General features: G+C 42.2%; 22 protein-coding genes. 15 read left to right on the forward strand and 7 right to left on the reverse strand.

Features of this window, described 5'->3' with window-relative positions; all coding sequences use genetic code 11:
• Nucleotides 1-21: 21 nt before the first annotated feature.
• The 12 genes from AAFN85_RS15525 (at nt 22) to AAFN85_RS15580 (ending at nt 10,419) form a co-directional block, all read left to right on the forward strand.
• A complete protein-coding gene (locus AAFN85_RS15525; protein ID WP_347528455.1) occupies nt 22-1,212 on the forward strand; it encodes a cytochrome c oxidase subunit II in 1,191 nt (396 codons plus the stop codon).
• Nucleotides 1,213-1,232: 20 nt separating this feature from the next.
• On the forward strand, nt 1,233-3,122 hold the full coding sequence (locus AAFN85_RS15530; RefSeq protein ID WP_347528456.1) for a cbb3-type cytochrome c oxidase subunit I: 1,890 nt from the start codon (nt 1,233-1,235) through the stop codon (nt 3,120-3,122).
• 142 nt (nt 3,123-3,264) lie between these two features.
• A complete protein-coding gene (locus AAFN85_RS15535; RefSeq protein WP_347528458.1) occupies nt 3,265-4,323 on the forward strand; it encodes a COX15/CtaA family protein in 1,059 nt (352 codons plus the stop codon).
• Nucleotides 4,320-5,183: a heme o synthase gene (cyoE, locus tag AAFN85_RS15540; RefSeq protein WP_347528459.1), complete on the forward strand. Its 864-nt coding sequence runs from the start codon at nt 4,320-4,322 to the stop codon at nt 5,181-5,183. Before AAFN85_RS15535 ends, cyoE begins: the two co-directional genes overlap by 4 nt.
• Before the next feature lies 1 nt (nt 5,184).
• Entirely contained in the window at nt 5,185-5,769 is a 585-nt protein-coding gene (locus AAFN85_RS15545; RefSeq protein WP_347528460.1) for a cytochrome c oxidase subunit 3, read from the forward strand.
• Between the two features lie 21 nt (nt 5,770-5,790).
• Complete coding sequence (locus AAFN85_RS15550; protein ID WP_347528462.1) at nt 5,791-6,510, forward strand: cytochrome c oxidase subunit 3; 720 nt, start codon at nt 5,791-5,793, stop codon at nt 6,508-6,510.
• A 13-nt stretch (nt 6,511-6,523) separates the two neighbouring features.
• On the forward strand, nt 6,524-6,874 hold the full coding sequence (locus AAFN85_RS15555; protein ID WP_347528464.1) for a cytochrome C oxidase subunit IV family protein: 351 nt from the start codon (nt 6,524-6,526) through the stop codon (nt 6,872-6,874).
• Nucleotides 6,874-7,572 carry an SCO family protein gene (locus AAFN85_RS15560; RefSeq protein WP_347528465.1) on the forward strand — a complete coding sequence of 233 codons (699 nt, stop codon included), beginning with the start codon at nt 6,874-6,876 and terminating at the stop codon, nt 7,570-7,572. Before AAFN85_RS15555 ends, AAFN85_RS15560 begins: the two co-directional genes overlap by 1 nt.
• A gap of 6 nt (nt 7,573-7,578) precedes the next feature.
• Nucleotides 7,579-8,154, forward strand: a complete 576-nt coding sequence (locus tag AAFN85_RS15565) for a DUF420 domain-containing protein (protein ID WP_347528466.1) — start codon at nt 7,579-7,581, stop codon at nt 8,152-8,154.
• A 25-nt stretch (nt 8,155-8,179) separates the two neighbouring features.
• Entirely contained in the window at nt 8,180-8,458 is a 279-nt protein-coding gene (locus tag AAFN85_RS15570; protein WP_347528468.1) for a hypothetical protein, read from the forward strand.
• A 444-nt stretch (nt 8,459-8,902) separates the two neighbouring features.
• Nucleotides 8,903-9,565, forward strand: a complete 663-nt coding sequence (locus tag AAFN85_RS15575; RefSeq protein WP_347528470.1) for a DUF2461 domain-containing protein — start codon at nt 8,903-8,905, stop codon at nt 9,563-9,565.
• Between the two features lie 23 nt (nt 9,566-9,588).
• The gene (locus AAFN85_RS15580) at nt 9,589-10,419 is read left to right on the forward strand and encodes an OmpA family protein (RefSeq protein WP_347528471.1); all 831 of its coding nucleotides are present in this window, start codon (nt 9,589-9,591) and stop codon (nt 10,417-10,419) included.
• A 338-nt stretch (nt 10,420-10,757) separates the two neighbouring features.
• On the opposite strand, the gene AAFN85_RS15585 is transcribed toward AAFN85_RS15580, so the two are convergent.
• Together AAFN85_RS15585 and AAFN85_RS15590 are read right to left on the reverse strand one after the other, a co-directional pair.
• Nucleotides 10,758-11,060, reverse strand: a complete 303-nt coding sequence (locus tag AAFN85_RS15585; RefSeq protein WP_347528473.1) for a DUF4286 family protein — start codon at nt 11,058-11,060, stop codon at nt 10,758-10,760.
• A 121-nt stretch (nt 11,061-11,181) separates the two neighbouring features.
• Entirely contained in the window at nt 11,182-12,984 is a 1,803-nt protein-coding gene (locus tag AAFN85_RS15590) for a tetratricopeptide repeat protein (RefSeq protein WP_347528474.1), read from the reverse strand.
• Nucleotides 12,985-13,165: 181 nt separating this feature from the next.
• Between AAFN85_RS15590 and AAFN85_RS15595 the strand changes: the two genes are divergently transcribed.
• From AAFN85_RS15595 to AAFN85_RS15605, 3 genes are read left to right on the forward strand one after another with little or no spacing between them, the layout of a single operon-like run.
• Nucleotides 13,166-15,028 (forward strand): prolyl oligopeptidase family serine peptidase, encoded by a 1,863-nt coding sequence (locus AAFN85_RS15595; protein ID WP_347528476.1) that lies wholly within the window; start codon nt 13,166-13,168, stop codon nt 15,026-15,028.
• A gap of 9 nt (nt 15,029-15,037) precedes the next feature.
• On the forward strand, nt 15,038-16,684 hold the full coding sequence (locus AAFN85_RS15600) for a HAMP domain-containing sensor histidine kinase (protein WP_347528478.1): 1,647 nt from the start codon (nt 15,038-15,040) through the stop codon (nt 16,682-16,684).
• Between the two features lie 3 nt (nt 16,685-16,687).
• On the forward strand, nt 16,688-17,380 hold the full coding sequence (locus tag AAFN85_RS15605) for a response regulator transcription factor (RefSeq protein ID WP_119407045.1): 693 nt from the start codon (nt 16,688-16,690) through the stop codon (nt 17,378-17,380).
• A gap of 194 nt (nt 17,381-17,574) precedes the next feature.
• Here the strand turns inward: AAFN85_RS15605 and AAFN85_RS15610 are convergent, their stop codons facing one another.
• From AAFN85_RS15610 to AAFN85_RS15630, 5 genes are read right to left on the reverse strand one after another with little or no spacing between them, the layout of a single operon-like run.
• A complete protein-coding gene (locus AAFN85_RS15610) occupies nt 17,575-18,069 on the reverse strand; it encodes a hypothetical protein (protein ID WP_347528480.1) in 495 nt (164 codons plus the stop codon).
• 29 nt (nt 18,070-18,098) lie between these two features.
• Complete coding sequence (locus tag AAFN85_RS15615) at nt 18,099-18,719, reverse strand: class I SAM-dependent methyltransferase (RefSeq protein WP_347528482.1); 621 nt, start codon at nt 18,717-18,719, stop codon at nt 18,099-18,101.
• A gap of 6 nt (nt 18,720-18,725) precedes the next feature.
• On the reverse strand, nt 18,726-19,616 hold the full coding sequence (locus tag AAFN85_RS15620) for a UbiA family prenyltransferase (protein ID WP_347528484.1): 891 nt from the start codon (nt 19,614-19,616) through the stop codon (nt 18,726-18,728).
• A 31-nt stretch (nt 19,617-19,647) separates the two neighbouring features.
• A complete protein-coding gene (locus AAFN85_RS15625) occupies nt 19,648-20,946 on the reverse strand; it encodes a metallophosphoesterase (protein ID WP_347528485.1) in 1,299 nt (432 codons plus the stop codon).
• Between the two features lie 14 nt (nt 20,947-20,960).
• On the reverse strand, nt 20,961-22,466 hold the full coding sequence (locus tag AAFN85_RS15630) for a sigma 54-interacting transcriptional regulator (protein ID WP_347528487.1): 1,506 nt from the start codon (nt 22,464-22,466) through the stop codon (nt 20,961-20,963).
• Between the last annotated feature and the right edge of the window lie 68 nt (nt 22,467-22,534).

Here is a 22,534-nt window from a genome sequence, read left to right on the forward strand (position 1 = left end):
AATACCAAACAGCATACTAAAATGGGATTCAGAAAATTAATAAATTCTAAAAAATTACTATCGTTCTTCGCGGCGTTCATGCTTTTGGGCACGAACCTGTTGATGGCGCAAACCGAAGCCGGCGGTACAGCTGCAGGCCAGGCGGAAGCTCCAAAGGTTGACTGGACAGGGGTTGCATACTATGTGCTTATATTTTTCCTGATCTGTTTAGGTATTGCTATTGTTGGCAAAATCCTTAAAGTGTATGACCTAACCCTGAAAATGCAGGGTAAAAAAGGTTTGAAATGGAATAATGTAATGGGAATCATCTGTCTCATTTTCCTTATCCTTGGTCTTTATGGTTCCTACTGGTCGTTTACCGAACAGGGAAGCATGACCTTGCCGGAAGCAGCTTCGCAACACGGTGTTAAAATTGATGAGATGTTTACCGTCACTACAATTTTAACGATGATAGTGTTTTTCATCACCCAGATCTTGCTGTTTACTTTCCTGTTCAGGTACCGTTATTCTGAAAAACGCCGCGCGCACTTCCTGCCGCATAATAATACCATCGAGAAAATTTGGACCATTATCCCAGCTGTTGTTTTAACAATCCTGGTAGTGTTCGGTTTCTTTACATGGCAAAAAATTATGAACAGCGAAAACGTTGATGGCGATATCAATATCGATGTAACCGGTCATCAGTTTGCATGGGAACTTCGTTACCCTGGTAAAGATGGTAAATTAGGTCCTAAAGATTTCCGTTTGGTAAGCGCCAATAATAACCTGGGCGTAAACTTCAAAAAGAAAAGCAGCTTTGACGATTTAAAGGTTGATACCATGTACCTACCTGTTAATAAATCTATCAGGCTTAACATTTTGGCTCAAGACGTGATCCATAGCGTTTACATCCCTTACTTCAGGGTACAGTTGAACGCGGTTCCTGGCTTACCAACCTACTTTAAATTTGTACCTACTATTACTACCGCGCAAATGCGTACAAAATTGGATGATCCTAAGTTCGAATACATCCTTTTATGTAACAAGATATGCGGTGGCGGTCACTACAACATGCAAAAAGTTGTGCGTGTAGTTTCTGAAGCCGAATATCAATCATGGTTGTCAAGGCAAAAACCTTACCTCAATGATGCTTTAAAGAAAGAGTTGAACTTCGCTTCGGCCAATGAGCCGCAAAGTAATGTTTCAGCAAATAGGTTAGCGGTAAATAATTAATTAAGATAAGAAAGAGAGATATGTCAACATTAGCAGTTCACGACCACGAAGTAGCCCATCACGACGACCACGGTCACGAACATCACCATGACCAATCATTCCTGTCTAAATACGTATTTAGCATGGACCACAAGATGATTGCCAAGCAATTCCTGATAACAGGTATTACTATGGCGGTTATCGCGATGATATTATCGATACTATTCAGGATCCAGCTTGCTTACCCTGAAAAAACATTCCCACTTTTAACAACATTATTAGGTCGTTTTGCTCCTAACGGACGTATCAGCCCTGATTTTTATCTTGCATTGGTTACCATTCACGGTACCATCATGGTATTCTTTGTATTAACTGCAGGTTTGAGTGGTACTTTTGCCAACTTGCTTATCCCATTGCAGGTAGGTGCACGTGACATGGCTTCGCCATTCATGAACATGCTTTCGTACTGGTTATTCTTTTTGGCCAGTGTTATCATGTTATCATCATTCTTTGTACAAAAAGGCCCGGCCAGTGGTGGTTGGACAATATATCCCCCATTATCTGCATTGCCTAAAGCTATGCCAGGTTCTGGTGAAGGTATGACCTTGTGGTTGATCAGTATGGTATTGTTTGTTGCATCATCATTAATGGGTGGTATCAACTACGTAAGTACTGTATTAAACATGCGTACAAAAGGTATGGACCTTTGGAAAATGCCTTTAACTATCTGGGCATTGTTCTTAACCGCTATATTAGGTATCCTTGCTTTCCCTGTATTAGTTGCCGGTGTGGTATTGTTGATATTTGACCGTAGCGTTGGTACAAGCTTCTACTTATCTGATATCGTATTGAACGGTGTACAACAACCGTTTGAAGGTGGTAGCCCGATCTTATTCCAGCACTTATTCTGGTTCCTTGGTCACCCGGAAGTATATATCGTAATTATGCCTGCGATGGGTATCTCATCAGAGGTAATGTCGGTAAACTCGCGTAAACCTATCTTCGGTTACCACGCGATGGTTTACTCACTGATCGGTATCACAGTATTATCGTTCATCGTATGGGGACACCACATGTTTGTTACTGGCATGAACCCATTCTTGGGTGGTGTATTCATGATCACTACGTTGATCATTGCGGTACCATCGGCGGTAAAAACATTTAACTGGTTAGCTACATTATGGCGCGGTAACATCAGGTTTACACCTGCTATGTTGTTCGCTATCGGTATGGTTTCGTTTTTTATCTCTGGTGGTTTAACAGGTATCTTCCTGGGTAACGCTACTTTGGATATCAATTTACACGATACTTATTTCGTAGTTGCCCACTTCCACTTAGTAATGGGTTCGGCAGCGATATTTGGTATGCTTGCAGGTGTTTACCACTGGTTTCCTAAAATGTTCGGCCGTATGATGGACGAGAAATTAGGTTACCTGCACTTTTGGTTAACATTTATCTGTGCTTACCTGGTATTCTTCCCAATGCACTTTATGGGCTTGGACGGTGTACCTCGTCGTTACTATGCATTCACCGAGTTTGCTTCAATGCAAAAATGGTTAACCATCAATACATTCGTTACATGGGCAGCTATCATCGCGGCGTTGAGCCAGTTTGGTTTCCTTTATAACTTCTTTGTATCGATGTTTAGAGGTGCTAAAGCTACTCAGAACCCATGGGAGTCAAACACCTTGGAGTGGACTACTCCGGTAGAACATTTACACGGCAACTGGCCAGGCGAGATCCCAACTGTTTACCGTTGGCCATATGATTACAGCAAGCCAGGGGCAGAAGAGGATTATATCCCGCAAACAGTGCCTTATTCTCAAACCATGAGCTCAAACCTTCCGCACGATTTTGAAGATAATCCTGCAGGTTTGGAAGCATTGAATAAGTACACAAGTACACTGAAAGCAAACGAACAAGTTAAATAGATTTAATACTATAATCTGATCTTTTAGGGTACCCGGTTAAGTCCTGAGTCGGAAGTTTTAGGTCCTGAGTTTATAATACTTTGAACTTAAAACTTAGAACTTCCGACTTGGCAAGGTGCCCTAAATTTTTAGAAATATTTAGATGAGCACAGCCGCACAAAATAGGTTTCAGAAAGTCAATCTTGCTACAATTATTGTACTTTTTGTTTTGATACTTGCCGGTGGTGTTGTACGTAGTTCAGGATCAGGTATGGGCTGTCCTGATTGGCCAAAATGTTTTGGAAGGTATATTCCTCCAACTGATATCAGCGAACTACCGAAGGATTACAAACAAAAATATGTAGCCAAGCGGATTGAGAAGAACCAACGTTTTGCTAAAACACTGGATGTATTTGGTTACAGCGACCTTGCAAAACGCATTCGCGAAGACAGGTCGATCCTTGTTCCGGAAGAGTTTAACGCAAGCAAAACCTGGACAGAATATGTTAACCGTTTGGTAGGCGTTTTATCTGGTTTCTTCCTGTTGGCATCATTAGTTTGTTCTTTCAGCTATTGGAAAACAGATAAACGTATTGCTGTACTGAGTTTTTTTAATCTCATATTGGTAGGTTTTCAGGCTTGGTTAGGTTCTATAGTTGTATCAACAAATTTGGTTGCCTGGATAGTTACCGTACACATGCTGCTTGCCCTGGCTATATTGGCTATATGTATTTATACCTATCATGCAGCGCGTATATCCGGTAAACACACAGGTAGTGCTAAGCCTTTGGTATTTATAGTAACTTTTGCGGCGCTTGTTATTAGCACTATGCAAATAGCTTTCGGTACTGAAGTCCGTGAAAAGATAGACGCGGTTGCCAACCATTTTCAGGGAGGTTATCGTGATAGTTGGGTTGCTAATGCAGGAGAGATATTTCAGCAGCACAGGGATATCGCCATTATAGTTTTGATATTGAACGTAGCTTTGTTTGCATTGATCAGGAAAAGTTTTAATCGTCACTCTACACAACAGCAGTTGATGAGCTTTACATTTTTGATCATCACTTTACAGATCGTTACCGGCATATTACTATCCTATATGGCATTACCTCCGGTGGCACAAGCATCGCACATTGTGCTGGCCAGTTTATTGTTCGGTGCTCAGTTTTATTTGCTTTTGAATTTATTTCAGGGTGTTAAAGGTAGGGAGGTAAGCAAATGAAATGGGCTGATTTTTCAAAACTAATAAAAACGAGGCTTACCTTTTTGGTAGTGTTCTCGGCATCAATATCGTTTTTAATAGGTAGTAGGGCCAATGGCCACGTTATCTGGATTGATTGGGTTAAGTTGATCATCGGTGGTTTCCTGGTTACCGCAGCTGCCAATTCGTTTAACGAGATCATCGAAAAGGATCTTGATAAACTGATGAAGCGTACCATGGATCGTCCTATTCCTTCGGGAAAAATGACAACCGGACAAGCGCTTGTATTAGGTTTAGGAATGGGAATGGCTGGTACTTACCTGTTAGGAAGCTTAAACTTATTGACAGGATTACTATCGGTGTTCTCGATATTGTTATATGCTTTTGCTTATACACCGCTGAAACGTAAATCGCCGATAGCGGTTTTTGTTGGAGCTATACCAGGTGCTTTACCACCGCTTATCGGGTATGTGGCAGCACAGGTGCACGGTAGGATTGATGAGATAGCGATAATATTGTTCAGCATCCAGTTCATTTGGCAGTTTGTCCATTTTTGGGCCATTGCATGGGTATTGGATGATGATTATAAATTGGCTGGTTTCAGGTTATTACCATCGGGAAAAAGAGATTTAACCAGCGCGGTAATTACCTTTATATTTGCCATTGTGATGGTGCCGGTAAGTTTATTGCCAACTATTTACGGTTACGGCGGTTATTGGGTAGGTGGCGTATCATTGATATGCAGCCTGATCTTTTTATACCAGGCATTTATGTTATTACGTACACGTGAAATCCCCGAGGCACGTAAATTAATGTTCGGCTCGTTTTTTTACCTGCCGGTAGTTCAGATAATGTTTTTAGTGAATTTTGTAGTTAAGTGAGATGATGGCAAGGATTGAACAAGATAACGACAGGCTTAACCTTGGTGCCAAAAAGTTTAACATGTGGATCTTCATATTCACATCGTTTATGCTTTTTGCTGCGCTTACCAGTGGTTTTATCGTTTACAGCGGAGGCAGCGGCCATGGCTTAAACGTGATCTTGCCGGGCTCGTTTTTATATAGCACCGTTGTTATTGCTTTAAGCAGCGTTAGTTTATTTTTAGCATCGAGGGCAGCAAAGCAATCACAGTTTGATAAACAAAAATTGTATTTGTGGATCACCCTGGGTTTAGGCTTGGCGTTTTTCGCGCTACAGGTTTATGCCTGTTATGTGCTAACGTTCAAAATGGGGATCTATTTTGTTGATCCTAACGCATCCCGTTCTTTTGTTTATGTTTTTGTAGGCGCGCATTTATTGCACATTTTAGCGGCCGTGTTATTGCTAATAAATACACTTATAGGTACATACCGTAATATCCCCCAATTTAAGAACATGTTTAAGATGGAGTTTACCTCCATTTTCTGGCATTTTCTCGATATTATATGGATTTATCTGTATGTTTTTTTACTTTTGAATCATAATTAATACACCCATAGATTAGTACAGATGAGTACAACAGTTTCACAAATTGACGAAGTAAAAACTTCGCCCTGGTCGGGAGGAAGATCCCCGTTCAACGTGGAGTACGGAAAAATAATGATGTGGTTTTTCCTCCTTTCGGATGCATTTACCTTTTCATCGTTATTGATAGCTTATGGCGCACTACGTTTTAGTGCTGATGTATGGCCGGCTGCAGATAAAGTTTTCCAATCAGTACCCGGATTAATTGATCATGGGGCCCCTTTGGTTTTCGTAGGTTTAATGACCTTTATCCTGATCTTAAGTTCGGTAACTATGGTACTTGCGGTTGAAGCAGGACACCGTAACGCCAAAAAAGAAGTTTTAGGATGGATGATAGCTACCGTTATAGGTGGTTTTATGTTCCTAGGTTGCCAGGCTTTAGAATGGGGACACTTACACCACGAAGGTTTTTGGTGGGGTAGCGTGCCGCCTGCTGAGGAACTGAAACATTTGTTTACCGGTGGTAAAGAAGCAGTTCAGCATATGACTTCGCAGGAGTTTGCTAACTTGTTCTTCACTATCACAGGTTTCCACGGTTTCCACGTATTTACAGGTGTTATTATCAACATCATCATTACTGTTAACGTATTGAAGGGTACATATGAAAAACGCGGTAGCTATTTAATGGTTGAAAAAGTTGGTTTGTACTGGCACTTTGTAGACCTTGTTTGGGTATTCGTATTTACATTCTTTTACTTAGTTTAAAAAACATTTACATATGTCATCAGCAGAATCTCACGAAGTTCACCACGATGGTGAGCACGAATCAATGAGCAAAAAGCGTATCTGGCAGGTTGCTGGTATCTTAACGCTTATTACTTGTGTTGAGTTTATCATAGCGCTTGCAATTATTCCAAGCCATCCTAACTTGTTGAAATTTGCAAACCCGGTTTATATCGTTTTAACATTGCTTAAAGCGTTTTATATCGTTGCGTACTTTATGCACTTGAAGTTTGAAAAAATGGGTTTGATCCTTTCATTGGTTATTCCCATCATATTCATAATAGGTTTGATCCTGGTACTTACTAACGAAAGCCACCACTGGGTTGACCTGCGCCCTGCGTTCTAATGAACAAGGCTGCAATAGGAAAAAAAATAGCGATCCTGGTGCTCATATTAGCAGTACCAGGATTTTTATATTATTTACTTACCGCTAAGGGTAAAAACAGGTACAAACCGCTGGCTGTTTTCGGCCCTAAAGTGGTTGCCAAAACCGGCCACAAGGTGCATGGCGAGTATATCCCCGATACTATTTACCATACCCTTCCTGATGTTAAGCTTACCGATCAAAACGGTAAAGCGGTAACCCTCGAAACCGTTAAAGGCAAGATCTTCGTAATAAACTTTTTTTATACCGGTTGCCCTACAGTTTGCCAAACCATCAATAAAAACATGAGCTGGCTTGTGGGCACCTATTATAAAAATAAGATGGTGTACTTTTTAACCATTACGGTTGATCCGGAACACGATACCCGCGATGTGTTAAACAAATATCTGCAAACTTTTAAACCCGAATCAGACCGCTGGCTGATGTGCAACGGCGATACCTCTGCTGTTTATAACTTTGCCCGCAAAGGTTTGTTTGTCAATGCCGCCAAAGCTGGCAGTGATTTTATCTACAGCGATAACTTTGTACTGATAGATCAGGAACACCGCATCCGCGGATATTACCGTGCGGCTGTAACCAGCGAGGTTAACCGCCTAAACGACGAGATAAAGGTGTTAATAGCCGAAGAGTTGCGTAAAATAGATAAGCCCCTTTATTAATTGATCATGAGCGATAAATTTATAATCCGCTTTGTTGCGGGTGTTACCATATTTGTAATTGCGGTGGTTGTTTTGTTGAACAGGCACCTTATTCCCGGCCCTGCAGTAGCCCCGGCGTTTACGCCTTACCTGCCAATGCTTAATGCGGTGTTAAACGGTACCTGTACCATATTGCTGCTTGCATCGCTTTACTACATTAAACAAGGAAATGTTACGGTGCACAAGCGCCTTAACATCCTTACGTTTTGCTTGTCGTCGCTTTTCCTGGTGTCGTATATTCTTTTTCATTACCTGATGCGTAATGAGATCTTTTATGGTGATATCAATGGTGATGGGCAGTTATCAGAGGCAGAGAAAGCTTCGGCCGGATTTTTACGTCCGTTATATCTTGCCATTTTAACTCCCCATATTATACTTGCCGCGGCCGTTTTACCGTTAATATTATTGAGTTTTTACCGCGGCTTACAAATGCAGGTTGAAAAACACCGCAAGCTGGTGCGTTGGGCATTCCCTATCTGGCTGTATGTTACAGCAAGTGGGGTTGTGGTTTACCTGATGATCCGCCCGTATTATCATTTTTAATTTATAATTGGTTAACTTTGTGATTATGAAAAACGGCTTTAAAATTATCCTTTTTGTATTGGCTTTTGGTTTAATGCTGATTGCCCGTGTACCGGCCAACGCGCAGTGCGCGCAATGTGCCGCCCAGGTTGAAACCAGCACGCAGGCAGGAAGCACCAAAGCAAATGGCTTAAACAACGGTATCCTGGTTTTATTAGCCGCTCCATACCTTGCAGTAGCTATAGGCGGTTATGTTTGGTACAAAAACTATCGCCGTAAAGATGTAAAGCTGGATATGCGTACCGAAAAGCTTAATCTTAATTAAAAAAATATACCAATGCCGGTTGAGATGATCACCGGCATTGTCATTTTAAAACTTCTCTTCCCATGTCTGAAACCCCCAAGTCATGGGCAATGCTTAAATGTAAATGCCCCCGTTGCCGTAGGGGCGATATGTTTCAGGGCGGCCCTTATAGTTTCAACAATAAAATTAATCTTAACTGCCCCCGTTGCAACCTATTCTTTGAGATAGAACCCGGTTACTTTTACGCGGCCATGTACGTGAGTTATGCACTTAACGTAGGCGAGGCTATCGGGATTGCCATGCTTACCTACCTGGTTACACATAATGACGATTCGCCCTGGTTGTATTTGGCCACGATAATTTTAGGCTGCCTTTTACTCGCTCCTATAAATTTCAGATATTCGCGTGTTATTTTGTTATATTGGTTATCGCCCAAAATACACTACCAATCCTATTTAGATACTGATGATATACCAGGAAAGTCTTGATTTTTTAAAGGATCTCGCCGAAAATAATAACCGCGAATGGTTTGCCCTCCACAAGGAACGCTACGAAAAAGCCCGCGAAAATGTAGTTGACTTTACAGCCAAGGTACTTGATGGCGTACGCAAGATAGAAGCCGGGATGGACGAAAACCTTGACGCGAAGAAATGTGTAATGCGTATTTACCGGGATATCCGTTTCCGTAAAGATAAAACCCCATATAAAAACAACTTCGGTGTAAGTTTCCCGACAACCGGCACAAAGGGGGGCGGTGTTGAATATTACTTTCACATCCAACCTGGCAACTCATTTATTGGCGGCGGCTACTGGATGCCCGAGGCCCCGCATCTGAAGGCCATCCGCCAGGAAATTGACTATAACGCGGCCGATCTTAAAAAGATCATCGATGATAAGGGGTTTATTAAGCTTTTTGGCAGTTTCAGGAGCCAGGAGCAATTAAAATCGTTACCTAAAGGCTACGAGCCGGATAATGAAAATCTCGACCTGATAAAGCTTAAAAGCTTTGTAGCTTGGCATAAACTGGATGATAAGGAATTGACCAAAGCCGGTGCCGAAAAACTGATCATCGATATCTGTAGTCGCATACATCCATTGAATGTTTTTTTAAATAACGCTCTTGCGTAATCATAAACAAACCCCTAATTACAATGAAAATTAAATATGCTTTATTAGTGCTTGTGGTATGTTTAACAACATACTCCTGCAAGATCATGTCGCCCAAAGCCTACAAAAACCTTGTTGCTGAGCGCGATTCATTGGCAAACCGTACTACCACTTTAGAAGGACAGCTTGCCCAGCTGCAATCGGACACTGCCCGTCTGCATCGCCAGCTTGCCGATCTGCGCAGCAATAATAGTGTGCTGAACAGTAACCTCGATGCAACCTCGTCAAAAGCAAACGAACTGGCCTCGCAAGCTGCAAGGCTTGAAGCCGACCTGAAAAAACGCGAAGCCCGCTTAAAAGAAGTTGAAGATATACTCAAAAAACGCGATGAGGCTACTAACGCGTTGAAGGATAAACTACAGAAAGCATTGTTAGGCTTCCAGCAAAGTGGTTTAACAGTTGATATCAGGAACGGTAAAGTTTATGTTTCTTTAGCCGATAAGCTGCTCTTCCCATCAGGCAGTATCATTATTGATGAAAAAGGTAAAGCGGCCCTTAAACAATTAGCTGTAGTGGTAAATAAAGAACCGGATATTAACATGGCAGTTGAAGGCCATACCGATGATAAAAAGGTGAAAAACCTTGGCCAGATCAAAGACAACTGGGACTTGAGCGTACTACGCGCTACATCGGTAACCCGTTACCTTACCGAAACCGAAGGCGTTGATCCGAAAAGGCTGACCGCCACAGGTAAAAGCGAGTTCCAGCCGATAGATGCTACCGGCACAGATGAAGCAAGGGCTAAGAATAGGAGGATTGAAATTGTGCTTACGCCGAAGCTTGATGAGTTATATAATTTGATCACAACTAAATAAAAAGAAAAGGCTTCCGGGATTCCGGGAGCCTTTTCAGTTATTTATCCGCTTATCCCCCAACGTCATTGCGAGGTACGAAGCAATCGCGAACTGTACAGGGCGGATTTGCATTGCCCCTCTGCTTCCGTGCGATTGCTTCGTACCTACCCATGACAAGTTTAAAAAAGGGTGTCATGCTGAGCGTGTCGAAGCATGGTGGGCTGGCCTCTGCGCGCGACCCTTCGACAAGCTCAGGGTGACAGGCTGACCCGCCTAATGTCATATAATCCTTCAGAGGCGACCGCTTTTACTTACTCGCAATGACGTGATAGGTGATGCAATAATATTGGGGAAGGAGCTTACTCAACCTCTTCCATCAAAGTATTAAACATTACAAATTTTTCGGCAAAGCGTTCCTGGTGGATAGCCTGGAATTTGTGCAGGTGGTTCATATAAAACTGCTGAAAATGATCGATGGTATCGGCATTATACTGAATGCAGTAAGTAACGCCCTCATTAGGCGAATCGATCACCGTAAGCATTTTATACGAAGCAAAAAGTCCTGTGGCCATTATAGCCGGGATATGAACAGTTTTAATATAGTTAAGCCATTCATCATGAATGCTTTCGTCAATTATTATGGTATCGTTGTATACAATCATTTTCAAAAATAATCATTTTCCGTTAGTCATTGAGTCATTAGGTCATTGTGTCATTTTTTTGAATGATGAAGAATAATTGCCAGATGCTAAGCAATGACTTAATGACTCAATGAAACAATGACTACGCAGGTTTATCTCCCCTCAGCAACCTGAAGCGCTTACGGGCTTCGTTTATCCAGAGGCTGCCGGGATAATCACTTATAATTTTTTGGTAGTAGGTTTTGGCGGTAGCTTTATCGTCGAGGCGGTTTTCGTAGATATCGCCCAACATAAAAACAGCGTCATCGGCCCATAGGTCGGCAGGGTGTGTTTCCAATATCTTTTTTAATAAGGGCACAGCACCCTGGTAATCCTTTTGCTGGATGAGGATGCGTGATTTCGACATCAGGATATCATCCTCCAAACTATTGTTCGGGAATTTTTTGCCGATGCTATCCAGCACCATAACTGCCTTATTAGTATTTTGAGCGAAGATCTGCAGATCGGCACGGGCATACATTTTCAAAGCGGCCCCTGTGCTATCGGCTGCAAGATTATCTTGAATCAGCAATAGCAGGTTAAGGGCATCGTTAGCTATCAATTGCGAGGTAGCTGCTTTCAATACATCCAACTGACCTTTGGCCCAGGTAAAATCACCAGTGTAATAAGCCAGTTTAGCATTCCTGAAAACGGCATCCTGACCAATGGCGGTAGCCGGAAAATCTTTTTCAACCTGGCTGTACAGCAGGGTAGCCTCCCAGGGCTGGTTATTAAGCAGGTAAATATCACCGAGATCAAGCTTACAATCCGCCAGTAGGGCGGGGCGGATTCCTGCTATTTGGGTAGCCTCTTCCAATAACTTTTGGGCATCGGCAAATTTATGCAGCTTAAAAGCCTCCAGGTTAGCCAGCTTTTGCATGGCAAAGGCGGTGCTGGCATTGCGGCCAAACTCTGTTAGCAGGTCTGCATAATCCTTTTCAAGCCCGAGCAGATCCTCCTGTTGATATTTACCCGACGTGATCTTGAGGTTTTTTGTATTGATCAGCTCAATTTTTGAGGGGATATATAGCTGTGATGTTTGCCCTTTGGTAATGATATATTCATAGCCACGGATAGCCTCATCATAAGCCTCGTTCTGGATAAAGGTGCGGCACAGCTCATAAATACTATTGCCATCATCATTTTGCCTGCGATTTAAAGCTAAAGCCTGGTTAAGCGCTAACCCAAACTCTTTTTGCTGCAGGTATTGCCAGGTAAGCAGATCCGCATAAATGGTTTGCTGCGGATCTTTCTGAATCCGCTTTAACAGCGCAAATTTCAGCATATCATAATCGGCGTTCCCTTCGTATAAATTTGAAAAGGCGTTTTCGGCCTGGTTTATGAAATTAGGGTTTTGAGGCAAAAAGTTGAGATACTCTTCGGTCAGGGATGCTTTATCGCGCTTGTAACGGTATAGGTTGATCAGTTCGTAAGCAAAAGCATTATCGTTTTTGAGCAACTTACGGCCTTGCAAAAAGATCTTGATAGCGTAATCAATATTGGAGTTTTGATAAAACTGCGATGCCAGCGCCGAGATTTCGCCCTGATCGGCAGGGAGGCTTTTAAGCAGGTCATCATAAATAGCATCCGCCTTGGTCATGTTACCCTGTTGGGTGTAAATGTTGCCTAACATAATGGCGTACTGATGATCCTCCGGATGGCGGCGCTGAAGCTTTTTGGTGATGCTTTCGGCATCGTCAAATTTTTTAAGATTTAACAGGGCGTTTACATAACTGCTATAATAGGTTTCGTTGTTTTGCTTGTACAGCTTTTGGAAAATCTCAAGCGCTTTTTGCGGCTCGCCATTGGCACTGTATTGCCTGGCCAAAGCCAACTCATTGTCCTGCGCCAACGTGCGGGCACTAAAGCATAAAATGAAAATAATAACAGTATATAAAACCCTCATCTGCTCAAAAATAGTCAATAAAAGGTATTGATTACCTACGCGATAGTATTATTTATATAACGGAATATCAGGGTAAAATTGTAGTGACATCTTGATAACATCGAACTTATTTATCTAATTTGACACCACTAATAAATAGGGTACTTGTAATATGTTAAGCCGCACCAGGTTTTTTCTTCTCGTGAGCACTATCATCGCCATTTTTTCCTGCAATGGAAATAAGGTGAAGCGCATCCCTATTATCGATTTTTTTAAAACACCCGAAAGAAGTACTTATAAGATCTCGCCCGATGGTAATTATGTATCGTACCTGAAGCCCTATAAGGATAAGCAAAACATTTTTATACAATCGTTGGCTGATGGTAAGGAGCATATGGCTACTTCGTTTAACGATTACTCGGTTAGGGGCGATTATTTTTGGACATACGCCAATCAGCTTGTTTTTTCGCAGGATATTATCGCTACCGATTCGGTAAAAATGTACGCGCTTGATGTGGCCTCAAACCAAACGCGCACCATTTTGTCGCTCGGAAATGTGAAGATTGGCCTGGTGAACCGCAACAGGCAACAACCGGATATCATCACCATAAAAACGAACGAACGTGACCCCGCCAACTTTGATGTTTATCGCCTTAATATAAAAACAGGCGAGATGAAAACCTACCTGCTTAACCCCGGTAATATTACCGACTGGTTTGCTGATGCTGATGGCAGGATCAGGCTGGAAAGGGCATCCGACGGGGTAAACGAAACTATCCTGTTTCGCCCGGATGAGAACGCGCCGTTTAAACCCATCATCGAAAATAATTTTAAGAACAACGTAAGGCCGATAGCCTTCACCGGTGTTAAAAACCTTTTTTACGCACTATCAAATGTTAACCGCGATAAAACGGCCCTTGTTGAGATCAACGCGGAAGACGGTAAAGAACAGCGCACTATTTTTAGCTGCGACATGGCAGATATTGCCTGGGTTGATTATTCGAAAAACAAACATCGCATTGAGTACGCAGCCTGGGATGAGGCCATGCCCCGCAAACATTTCCTGGCTCCTGACATTGAGCAGGTATATAACACCATACAGCAACAACTGAAAGGGAACCAGATAAGGGTAGTTGATCGCGATAGTTCTGAAAACAAATTCATTGTAAATACTTTTACCGACCGTAACCCGGGATCGTTTTATTTGTATGAAAAAACTACCGGCAAGCTAAGTAAGCTGGCGGATGTGAATCCTGCCTTGTCGCCCAGTGACTTGTGTGATATGAAACCTATATCATACCAAGCCCGCGACGGCTTGCTGATAAATGGCTATTTAACACTTCCCCATGGCGATAAAAAAGACAACTTTCCGGTTGTTGTAATGCCGCATGATGGCCCGTGGGCGCGTGATTCGTGGGGGTATGACGAGCAGGTGCAGTTTTTGGCTAACCGAGGTTATGCTGTTTTCCAGGTTAACTACCGTGGTTCTACAGGTTACGGTAAGGCTTTTCGTAGTGCGGGTTATAAACAAGTAGGCGGAAAGATACAGGATGACATTACAGATGGTGTACATTGGCTGATTGATACCAAAGTAGCCGACCCTAAAAAGATAGCCATTTTTGGCGGTCGTTTCGGTGGCTTCTCTGCGTTGTATGGCGTATCGTTCCACCCGGAATTATATAATTGTGCGGTGGTACAATACGGGCTGATCAACTTTTTTACTTACATTAAAGATGCCCCGCCGTTTGTTAAACCATATTTAAAAATGACCTACGAAATGGTGGGCAATCCCGAAACGGATGCCGATCAGCTTAGGGCTATTTCGCCGGTTTTTCATACCGATAAAATTAAGGTACCTTTAATTATTTTCCAGGGGGCTAAAGATCAGCGGGCAAACATTAGCGAGCTTAACCAGTTTGTACGCGAGCTGCGCAAACGGAATGTCGATGTGAAATACTTTTTAAAACCTAACGAAAGGGCTTACTTCAGGAGCGAACATAACCGTATGGAGATGTACACTGAAATTGAGAAGTTTTTAGATAAAAATATGCGGGTTAAACCATAAGCCGCTACTATGGCAGTACAGAAAAACGCTTACCGGCAAAATCGTTCATTGATCATTGTGTTTTTGGTGTTTATTTCCATAACATTTGTGGTGGCGCTTTTTATATCCTATAATTTAACTGCCAAATATGTAGAGAACGAGTTCGCATCCAAAAAGATAGAGGTATTGGAGCAAACCGTTAAACCTTACAATGATTTTTTCCAAAATAAAATTCCCGAAATAACCTCATACCAGGGCTTCCTGGATTCGGCCTCGGCCGGAAAATATGCAGCCACGGTTTTTAGCGATTTCGGCTTTGTACGTCGTATCATTTTTTACGATGCGCGGATAGGTGGCAAAGAAGGCCTGACTGTAAACCGGAACAATTTGAGTATATCTGCCCAGGCAATTTACCAGTATTGGAATGTAAAAGGAGTAGTTAAAGGCTCAAGGCAACGCAATGCCACGAACGAGGACGATTTTAGGGAAATGGCAGTAAAGCTGAGCAATTACGTGGCTTTTTCAGATACCTCAAAAATATCCACCCAGGACGAATTGTTTAAAGCTTTTTGGGATGTAAAACCCGACAAGATCAGTTATACCAACATATTGCGACGGGAAGATGTACGTATTTATCGCGATCTGCAATTGCAGGGCAATAGCCGGGGTGCTTCCTATAAACAAAACATGATGACTTTTTACCTTGATCCTTATTTGATGAAGGTAAAAAACACGCATCCCGAGTTGTACCAAAACGTAACCATTACACCGGTTGTATATGACCCCATAGATAGCGAGGGCGATAAGCTGATCACCGAGGTCGCATTCCCTGGGGCTTTTTCTGATTACAAATTGTTTTTCAGTTCGGCGCAGGGGTATCTTACTGCCGAGATCAACCGCAGGTTTATGCCGATAGGGGCCGTGGTATTACTCATGACAGGTATTTTAATGCTGATAGGCTGGCTTATTTACCGCAACCTGAATGTGAATATCAAACTGTTTAAACTCCAGTACGATTTTATCAACAACTTTACCCACGAGTTTAAAACGCCGGTAAGCGTTATAAAAATAGCAGGCTCCAACCTGAAAGGTGATGGTGAACTGACCGAACGGCAGCGTCGTCACTACGGCAAGATCCTGGATGAAGAGGCCGATAAGCTGAACGAGTTGATGAACAAACTGCTCTCCTTTACACAACTCGAAAATAAATCCATCACCCTAAAAAAAGAAGAGATAGTACTGGAAAGTTTTGTTGGCAGGTACATTGAAACTTTTAAAATTAAATACCCTAATTTTAAATTGCTTTATAAAGTTACCGGTGTGCAAACTTTTTACACCGATCCGGTATTATTAGGGAGCGTGTTTCAAAATCTGATAGAAAACGCGTATAAATATTCGCATCCGCAACAGAAAGAGCTGTTCATCAATATTTCACAAGAAAAGCGCAATATTGTATTTTCATTTGCTGATAAGGGGATAGGGATACCCAAAAATGAGTTGGGTAATGTTTTTAAAAAGTTTTACAGGATAGAGAACCAATATAATCAAAACGGGAGCGTTGGCCTGGGTTTGGCATTTTGTAAAGAACTGGTTAATTTTATGAGCGGAGATATTACCGTACACAGTAAGGTTAACGAAGGCTCGGAATTTATAGTTACGCTTCCATACGAAAATTAAGATATGAACAAAGAAATTAAAATTGCGCTGGTTGAAGATGACGAAAACCTGCGTTTCCTGGTTGCCGAACGCTTACAATCGGAAGGTTACAAGGTATTGGAAGCCGATAACGGTAACGACGCCGAAACCATTATATTGGACGAGCAACCCGATATTGTACTGTTAGACTGGATGCTGCCAGGCAAACCAGGCTCGGAAGTTTGCGGTAACATCCGCGAAAAAGGTTTTGACAAGCTCATCATCATGATGACCGCCAAAGCCCAGGATGTTGACAAGATAGAAGCCTACAACTTCGGCGTATCCGATTATATCACCAAGCCATACAATATGGATGTACTGGTAGCATTGATAGAAAACAAGATCAAATTTTCGTTAAACAGCGAAAAACCCGAATCGTACAAATTTGCCAACATGGAGCACCTGCCTAACACGCACCTGCTTATCCGTGATGGACGTAAAATAGAACTCACCATCCTCGAAAACAGGATCCTGCTTTACTTCCTCAAAAACAAAAACAAGGTAATAAACCGCGAAGAACTAATGATGGAAGTTTGGGGCTACAATGCCGATGTAAATACCCGGACACTGGATATGCATATTGTACGCCTGCGTAAAAAAATTGAAACTAATGCCGATTCACCGCAGTATTTACAAACTGTTAGGGGGATTGGGTATAAGTTTGTTTATAATCAGTAGTTTTTCAGTTTGCAGTTTTGAGTATGCAGTTGGCAGCGGCTTGAAACATGCTTACCACCACGTCATTGCGAGGTACGAAGCAATCGAACGGAAGCAAAACGGCTATGGTTATACAAGCAGTAAAGACTTACGAAGTTTCCAAAACTTCGTAAGTCTGAAAGTTTTACCTTATCGTAATTGATTTCTGATCACTATTAATATACGTAAACCTCGTACGGCTTATTTGAATCTAAAGCTTTCTGAAGAAACTCTCTATAAAGAGTCACTATATGACTACAATAGCCGACGTCGCCTTTTAGAAATTCTTCTTCTCCATAACTAACGCCAATGGTTGCGGAAATATCAGTGGTGAGATCAAATAATTCAAGGAATTTCCTTTCCCCTCCATATTTAGTTAGCAAACCTACAGGCTCGTTATTAAGCGCTGAGATTAGTTCAGCGTCAATGAAATTGATAGCAAGTTCAAGATTATTTAAATCGAAATGGCAAGTGTTATCTTCTGTGTCAATATCCTCTGTTGGAAGACCGTTGCTTAATCTAAAGTCAAATTCACTCAAGGTGGTAGCCAGTAGTGCTTTTGCTTTTTCCTTGTTTAACTCATTTGCATAGTAGATAATCAATAGGTAGACACCAAAGTCCCATCGCCACTGTTCTTCGTCAGTTTCAAAGTAAATATATCTTGTTCTCATGATGTTTAAGGTTAAGTTAGTATTCTAAATTACCTTCTTCGATACACCCTCGCCACAATAAACTCCCCAAAAAAGGTCTTATCCTCAATCACACGATACCCTGCATTATCAAACCGTTGCTCAATAGCCGGTAACCTGCTGGCTTCTATCCCACAAAGCAACCTGAAAAAAACAAACATGCTTTGTAGCATAACATTCTGCCACCAGTGGCCGGTTAGCTGAAAATCGGCATTAAGCCATAAACCGCTGGGTTTAAGCAAGCGATGCAGATGGTTAAAAACCTTATTTACGGTTTCATCCAAAAAGTTATCGAACAAAAAGGGGGTGATCACCACATCAAAACCTTTGGCAAGTTTCACATTTTCAACAGCATTGTTAACAAAAACAACTTCGTTGTTGCCGGTATTTCTTTTTTGGGAAAGGGCAAGCATATTGGCCGAGATCTCGACGTAGGTGATACTTAATCCAGATTGATGTATTTTGGTAAGCTCGTCCAATATCCAACCTGTTCCGCCGCCTGCTATCAGTATTTTGCTGTTTGCGGGTACAAAACGCAGTAAATACACCTGGGCATTTACTAATGCCTTGCCATAAACTAAACGAGAAAGTTTATCGTAAAACCAGGCCGAATTATCGTAATTGGCGGCCATGAGCAATTAGCGAATAAAATATTGGATAGCGTTAAACGCCACGATGATAACGTATTGGAGAATGAGCACGCCATCCATATAGAAGAAATAATAATACTCATCCTTTTGCCAGGCCGATTTAAAGATCAACCAGCCGGTAAGTATTACGGTAAGTGTAAGCGCGAAAAAATCAAGATTAAAACCGTGCTGCCTGAACAGGAACAGTAATACAATATAGCCCGCTAACAAAACCTGGCAAAACAGGTACGCCTTTTTCTCACCCAAAACTACCGGGATGGTTTTTAAGCCTACTTTGCGGTCGTCGAACAGATCGCGGATATCAAAGGGTACCGTAAGTGCTCCGATGAATAAAAAGCGTTTGGCGATGAGTATAGTGGTATCGCGCATGGTAACATCGGTAAGGTGCCTATGCATTGACTCCAGTACCGGGAACAACACGCAGCTCATTGTCCATACCAGGGTTATTAAAAAGGCTTTTAGCCCCGGGATATTGCGGAGTCCGAATTTCTGTTCACCTATTGAAAATAAAGGTAAGCCATAGCCAAGCGATAGAATGCCTAAAAAGATGAGCAGGATCTTTGATTCGGTAGTGATGATAAAAAACAGCGGAACCAGCGAGAGTGTAGAAACAATGGTAAACGTTACCATTAGCCTGTAATGGGCAAAAAACCATCTTACCCGCTTATAAGGTGATGTTTCTGGCTTTGCAGGTTTAGTTACCAGGATGCAGAAATTGTAAATACCAAGGGTTGAGGTAAACAGCAAACCTAAAACAGGGAATACCGGTTTCGATCCGATGAGGTGAAACGTAAGCAAAGCCTGTGCAACGGCACAAAGCGACATGAAAATATTACTGAAGAGCAGAAAATCTAATACAGATTGTAATAATTTCTTCATCGGTAATGATAACAACTTATGGCCTGATGTTTTAAGATACAGGTGGTGATGGATCAGGCCCTGCTTTTAATGTAAATATCGTAATCTCCGGCAATATTCCAACCCTGCCGGTTAAACCAACAAAACCAAAGCCTACGTTTACATATAGTTGTTGCTTGCTTTCCTGATAATGGCCGGCCCATTCGTTATATACATAAGTTATGGGGCTAAGCTGAAAATGCTCGGTACGCACGCCAAATTGCATCCCATGGGTATGCCCGGCAAACATGGCATCTATCTGTGGATACTTGGGCAATACTTCGGCGCGCCAGTGTGATGGATCATGCGATAACAATAATTTTACAGGCAGATCATCCGTGTTTTTGGTGGCCAGGTCCATCCGGCCGTATTTAGGGAAACGGCTGTATTCGCTCCAGTTTTCGATACCTAAAATGCCTATTTCTTCGTTACCAACTTTAAGACGGCGGTTCTCATTAAGCAGTAAATCCCAACCCATATTTTTGTGGGTGGCTATCAGATCCTTGTGGTTTCGCTTTTTATCTACAACAGAACTCCAATCACCATAATCGCCGTAATCATGATTGCCGAGGGTTGAGAATACACCAAGAGGCGCTTTTACCTTGCTGAAAATATCCTGGTAATCGATCATTTCCGAAGCTTCGCCGTTAACAAGGTCGCCTGTAAAAAATATTACATCGGTTTTTTCTCTCAGTAGCATTTCCACACCGCCAAGCACGGCTGTTTTATTGTAGAAGCTGCCCGAGTGGATATCCGAGATCTGGCCTATCCGCAAGCCATCAAAAGCTTTGGGCAGATTAGGCAGGTACATGGTTTGATAAAGTACATGATAATCATACGAACCTTTGGGCATCGCCTTTTTTATAGCAGCCAACGGAACTGCCGCAGCAAGCAGACCGGCTTTTAATAAGAACTCGGAACGAGGGATGGCATCAGCGGACGCGGTTGCAGGAATTTCAGCAGCAGTAGCAATTGTTTGGGTGGTAGCAGGAACTGTTTTCTTTTTAGAGATCAACTTACGCCTTATATCATCGGCAAAAACAAAAAGAATGAAAACTACTTTGCAAATCAACAATAAAAATGTGACTAACAAACATGCGGCACGTACGCCGGTACCGGCAAAAGGTACATATGCCCCCGTTAATAACGCGGCAACAACCAATGCCGAACTTCCCCAATAAAAAATGGCGAATGCTTTTGATTTAAGCAATCGCCATTTTGGGAAAGCGCCGTGTATACCCGTCAGGGTATAACTGTCGACAAGTATTTCAATAATTATCCAAAATAAAAGACTCAGCGCTTTTAGTATCATATTAGCGCTGGTGTTTAGTATCTGTCGTCGTCGAGATCAAGGTCGTCATCATCGGTCTGCAAGTTAAACAAACTGTTAAACATATCCGAAAACGCGAAGCCATTATCAAGGAAACCTTTGTTCAATTGTGAAAACTCCGACAGGCCGTGCAATACAAACTCCATCAGCAATAATTGCTGACTCTCGCCTAAGCGTGGATGAACTTTTTTAACCAGGTCTTTAAGTCCGGCCACTTCTTCCAATGCTTTTTTATACTCCTGCAGTGGCATATCATCAACCAAAGCTAAATTATTGCCATCGCCAAACCAGTTAATGATAGTAGCGTATGGGTTAGGTGCTTTGGCTTTTTTAGCCTTTTCAGGATCAGGGAAGAAGGATAACAGCAAACTTTTAATCGCTTTACCTATCAGAATATTGGCCACTTTGCCTGGTCCCTCCAGTTCACCTTCGTAAACCAGTTCAATTTTACCGGTAATGGCAGGGATAACGCCTAAAAAGTCGGTAATACGCACGAAGGTTGTTTTTTCGTGGTTGATGATCATCCTGCGTTCGGCATTACTGATCAGGTTTTCATAAGCCGAAATAGTTAAACGTGCCGATACGCCCGATTTTTTGTCGATATATTCTGAATTACGTGCTTCAAACGCGATCTGCTCAACCAGGTTTTTCACCAGGCCATCAGCCTCAATAGCTATGCGTTGATCATCGGTTAAAGATGCTTCCTGCTGGGTGATCTTACGCGAGATCTCTACCGAACGTGGGTAGTGGGTAAGGATCTGGCTTTCGATACGGTCTTTAAGCGGCGTAACTATCGAACCACGGTTGGTATAATCTTCAGGGTTTGCGGTAAACACAAACTGGATATCCAATGGTAAACGCAGTTTGAAGCCACGGATCTGGATATCTTTTTCCTGCAAAATATTGAACAGCGATACCTGGATGCGGGCCTGCAGATCGGGCAATTCGTTAATTACAAATATACCGCGGTGCGCACGAGGGATCAATCCGAAGTGGATAACACGTTCGTCCGAATAAGTTAATTTTAATGTAGCGGCTTTAATAGGGTCAACATCGCCAATTAAATCGGCAACGGTAACATCCGGGGTTGCCAGCTTCTCGGTATAACGCTCCGAACGGTGGATCCAGCCGATAGGAGTATCATCACCTTTTTCGGTGATCACACTATGGCCATACCATGATATAGGATTGTATGGATCATCAAACAGATCTGATCCTTCAATATAAGGCACATACTCGTCGAGCAGGTTTACCAGCAAGCGTGCTATACGGGTTTTAGCCTGGCCGCGTAAGCCTAACAATAATATATTATGGCGCGATAAAATGGCGGTTTGCAAATCGGGGATAACAGTATCTTCAAAACCGATAATACCCTCAAAGCCGCCTTCGCGTTTTTTTAGTTGCTCAATAAGGTTAGCACGTAATTCATCTTTAACAGATCGGCTTTTGTAGCCCGTTTGCTTCAATTGGCCGAGAGTTTTTATATCTAATAATTTGCTCATTCGTTTTTATTTGTTGGGGTCTCACAGATTTGCTTGTGATCTCACCGATTTTTTTGTTTTTGTGATTT

Origin of the sequence: Mucilaginibacter sp. CAU 1740, assembly GCF_039839285.1 — a bacterium.
Classification (GTDB): Bacteria; Bacteroidota; Bacteroidia; order Sphingobacteriales; family Sphingobacteriaceae; genus Mucilaginibacter.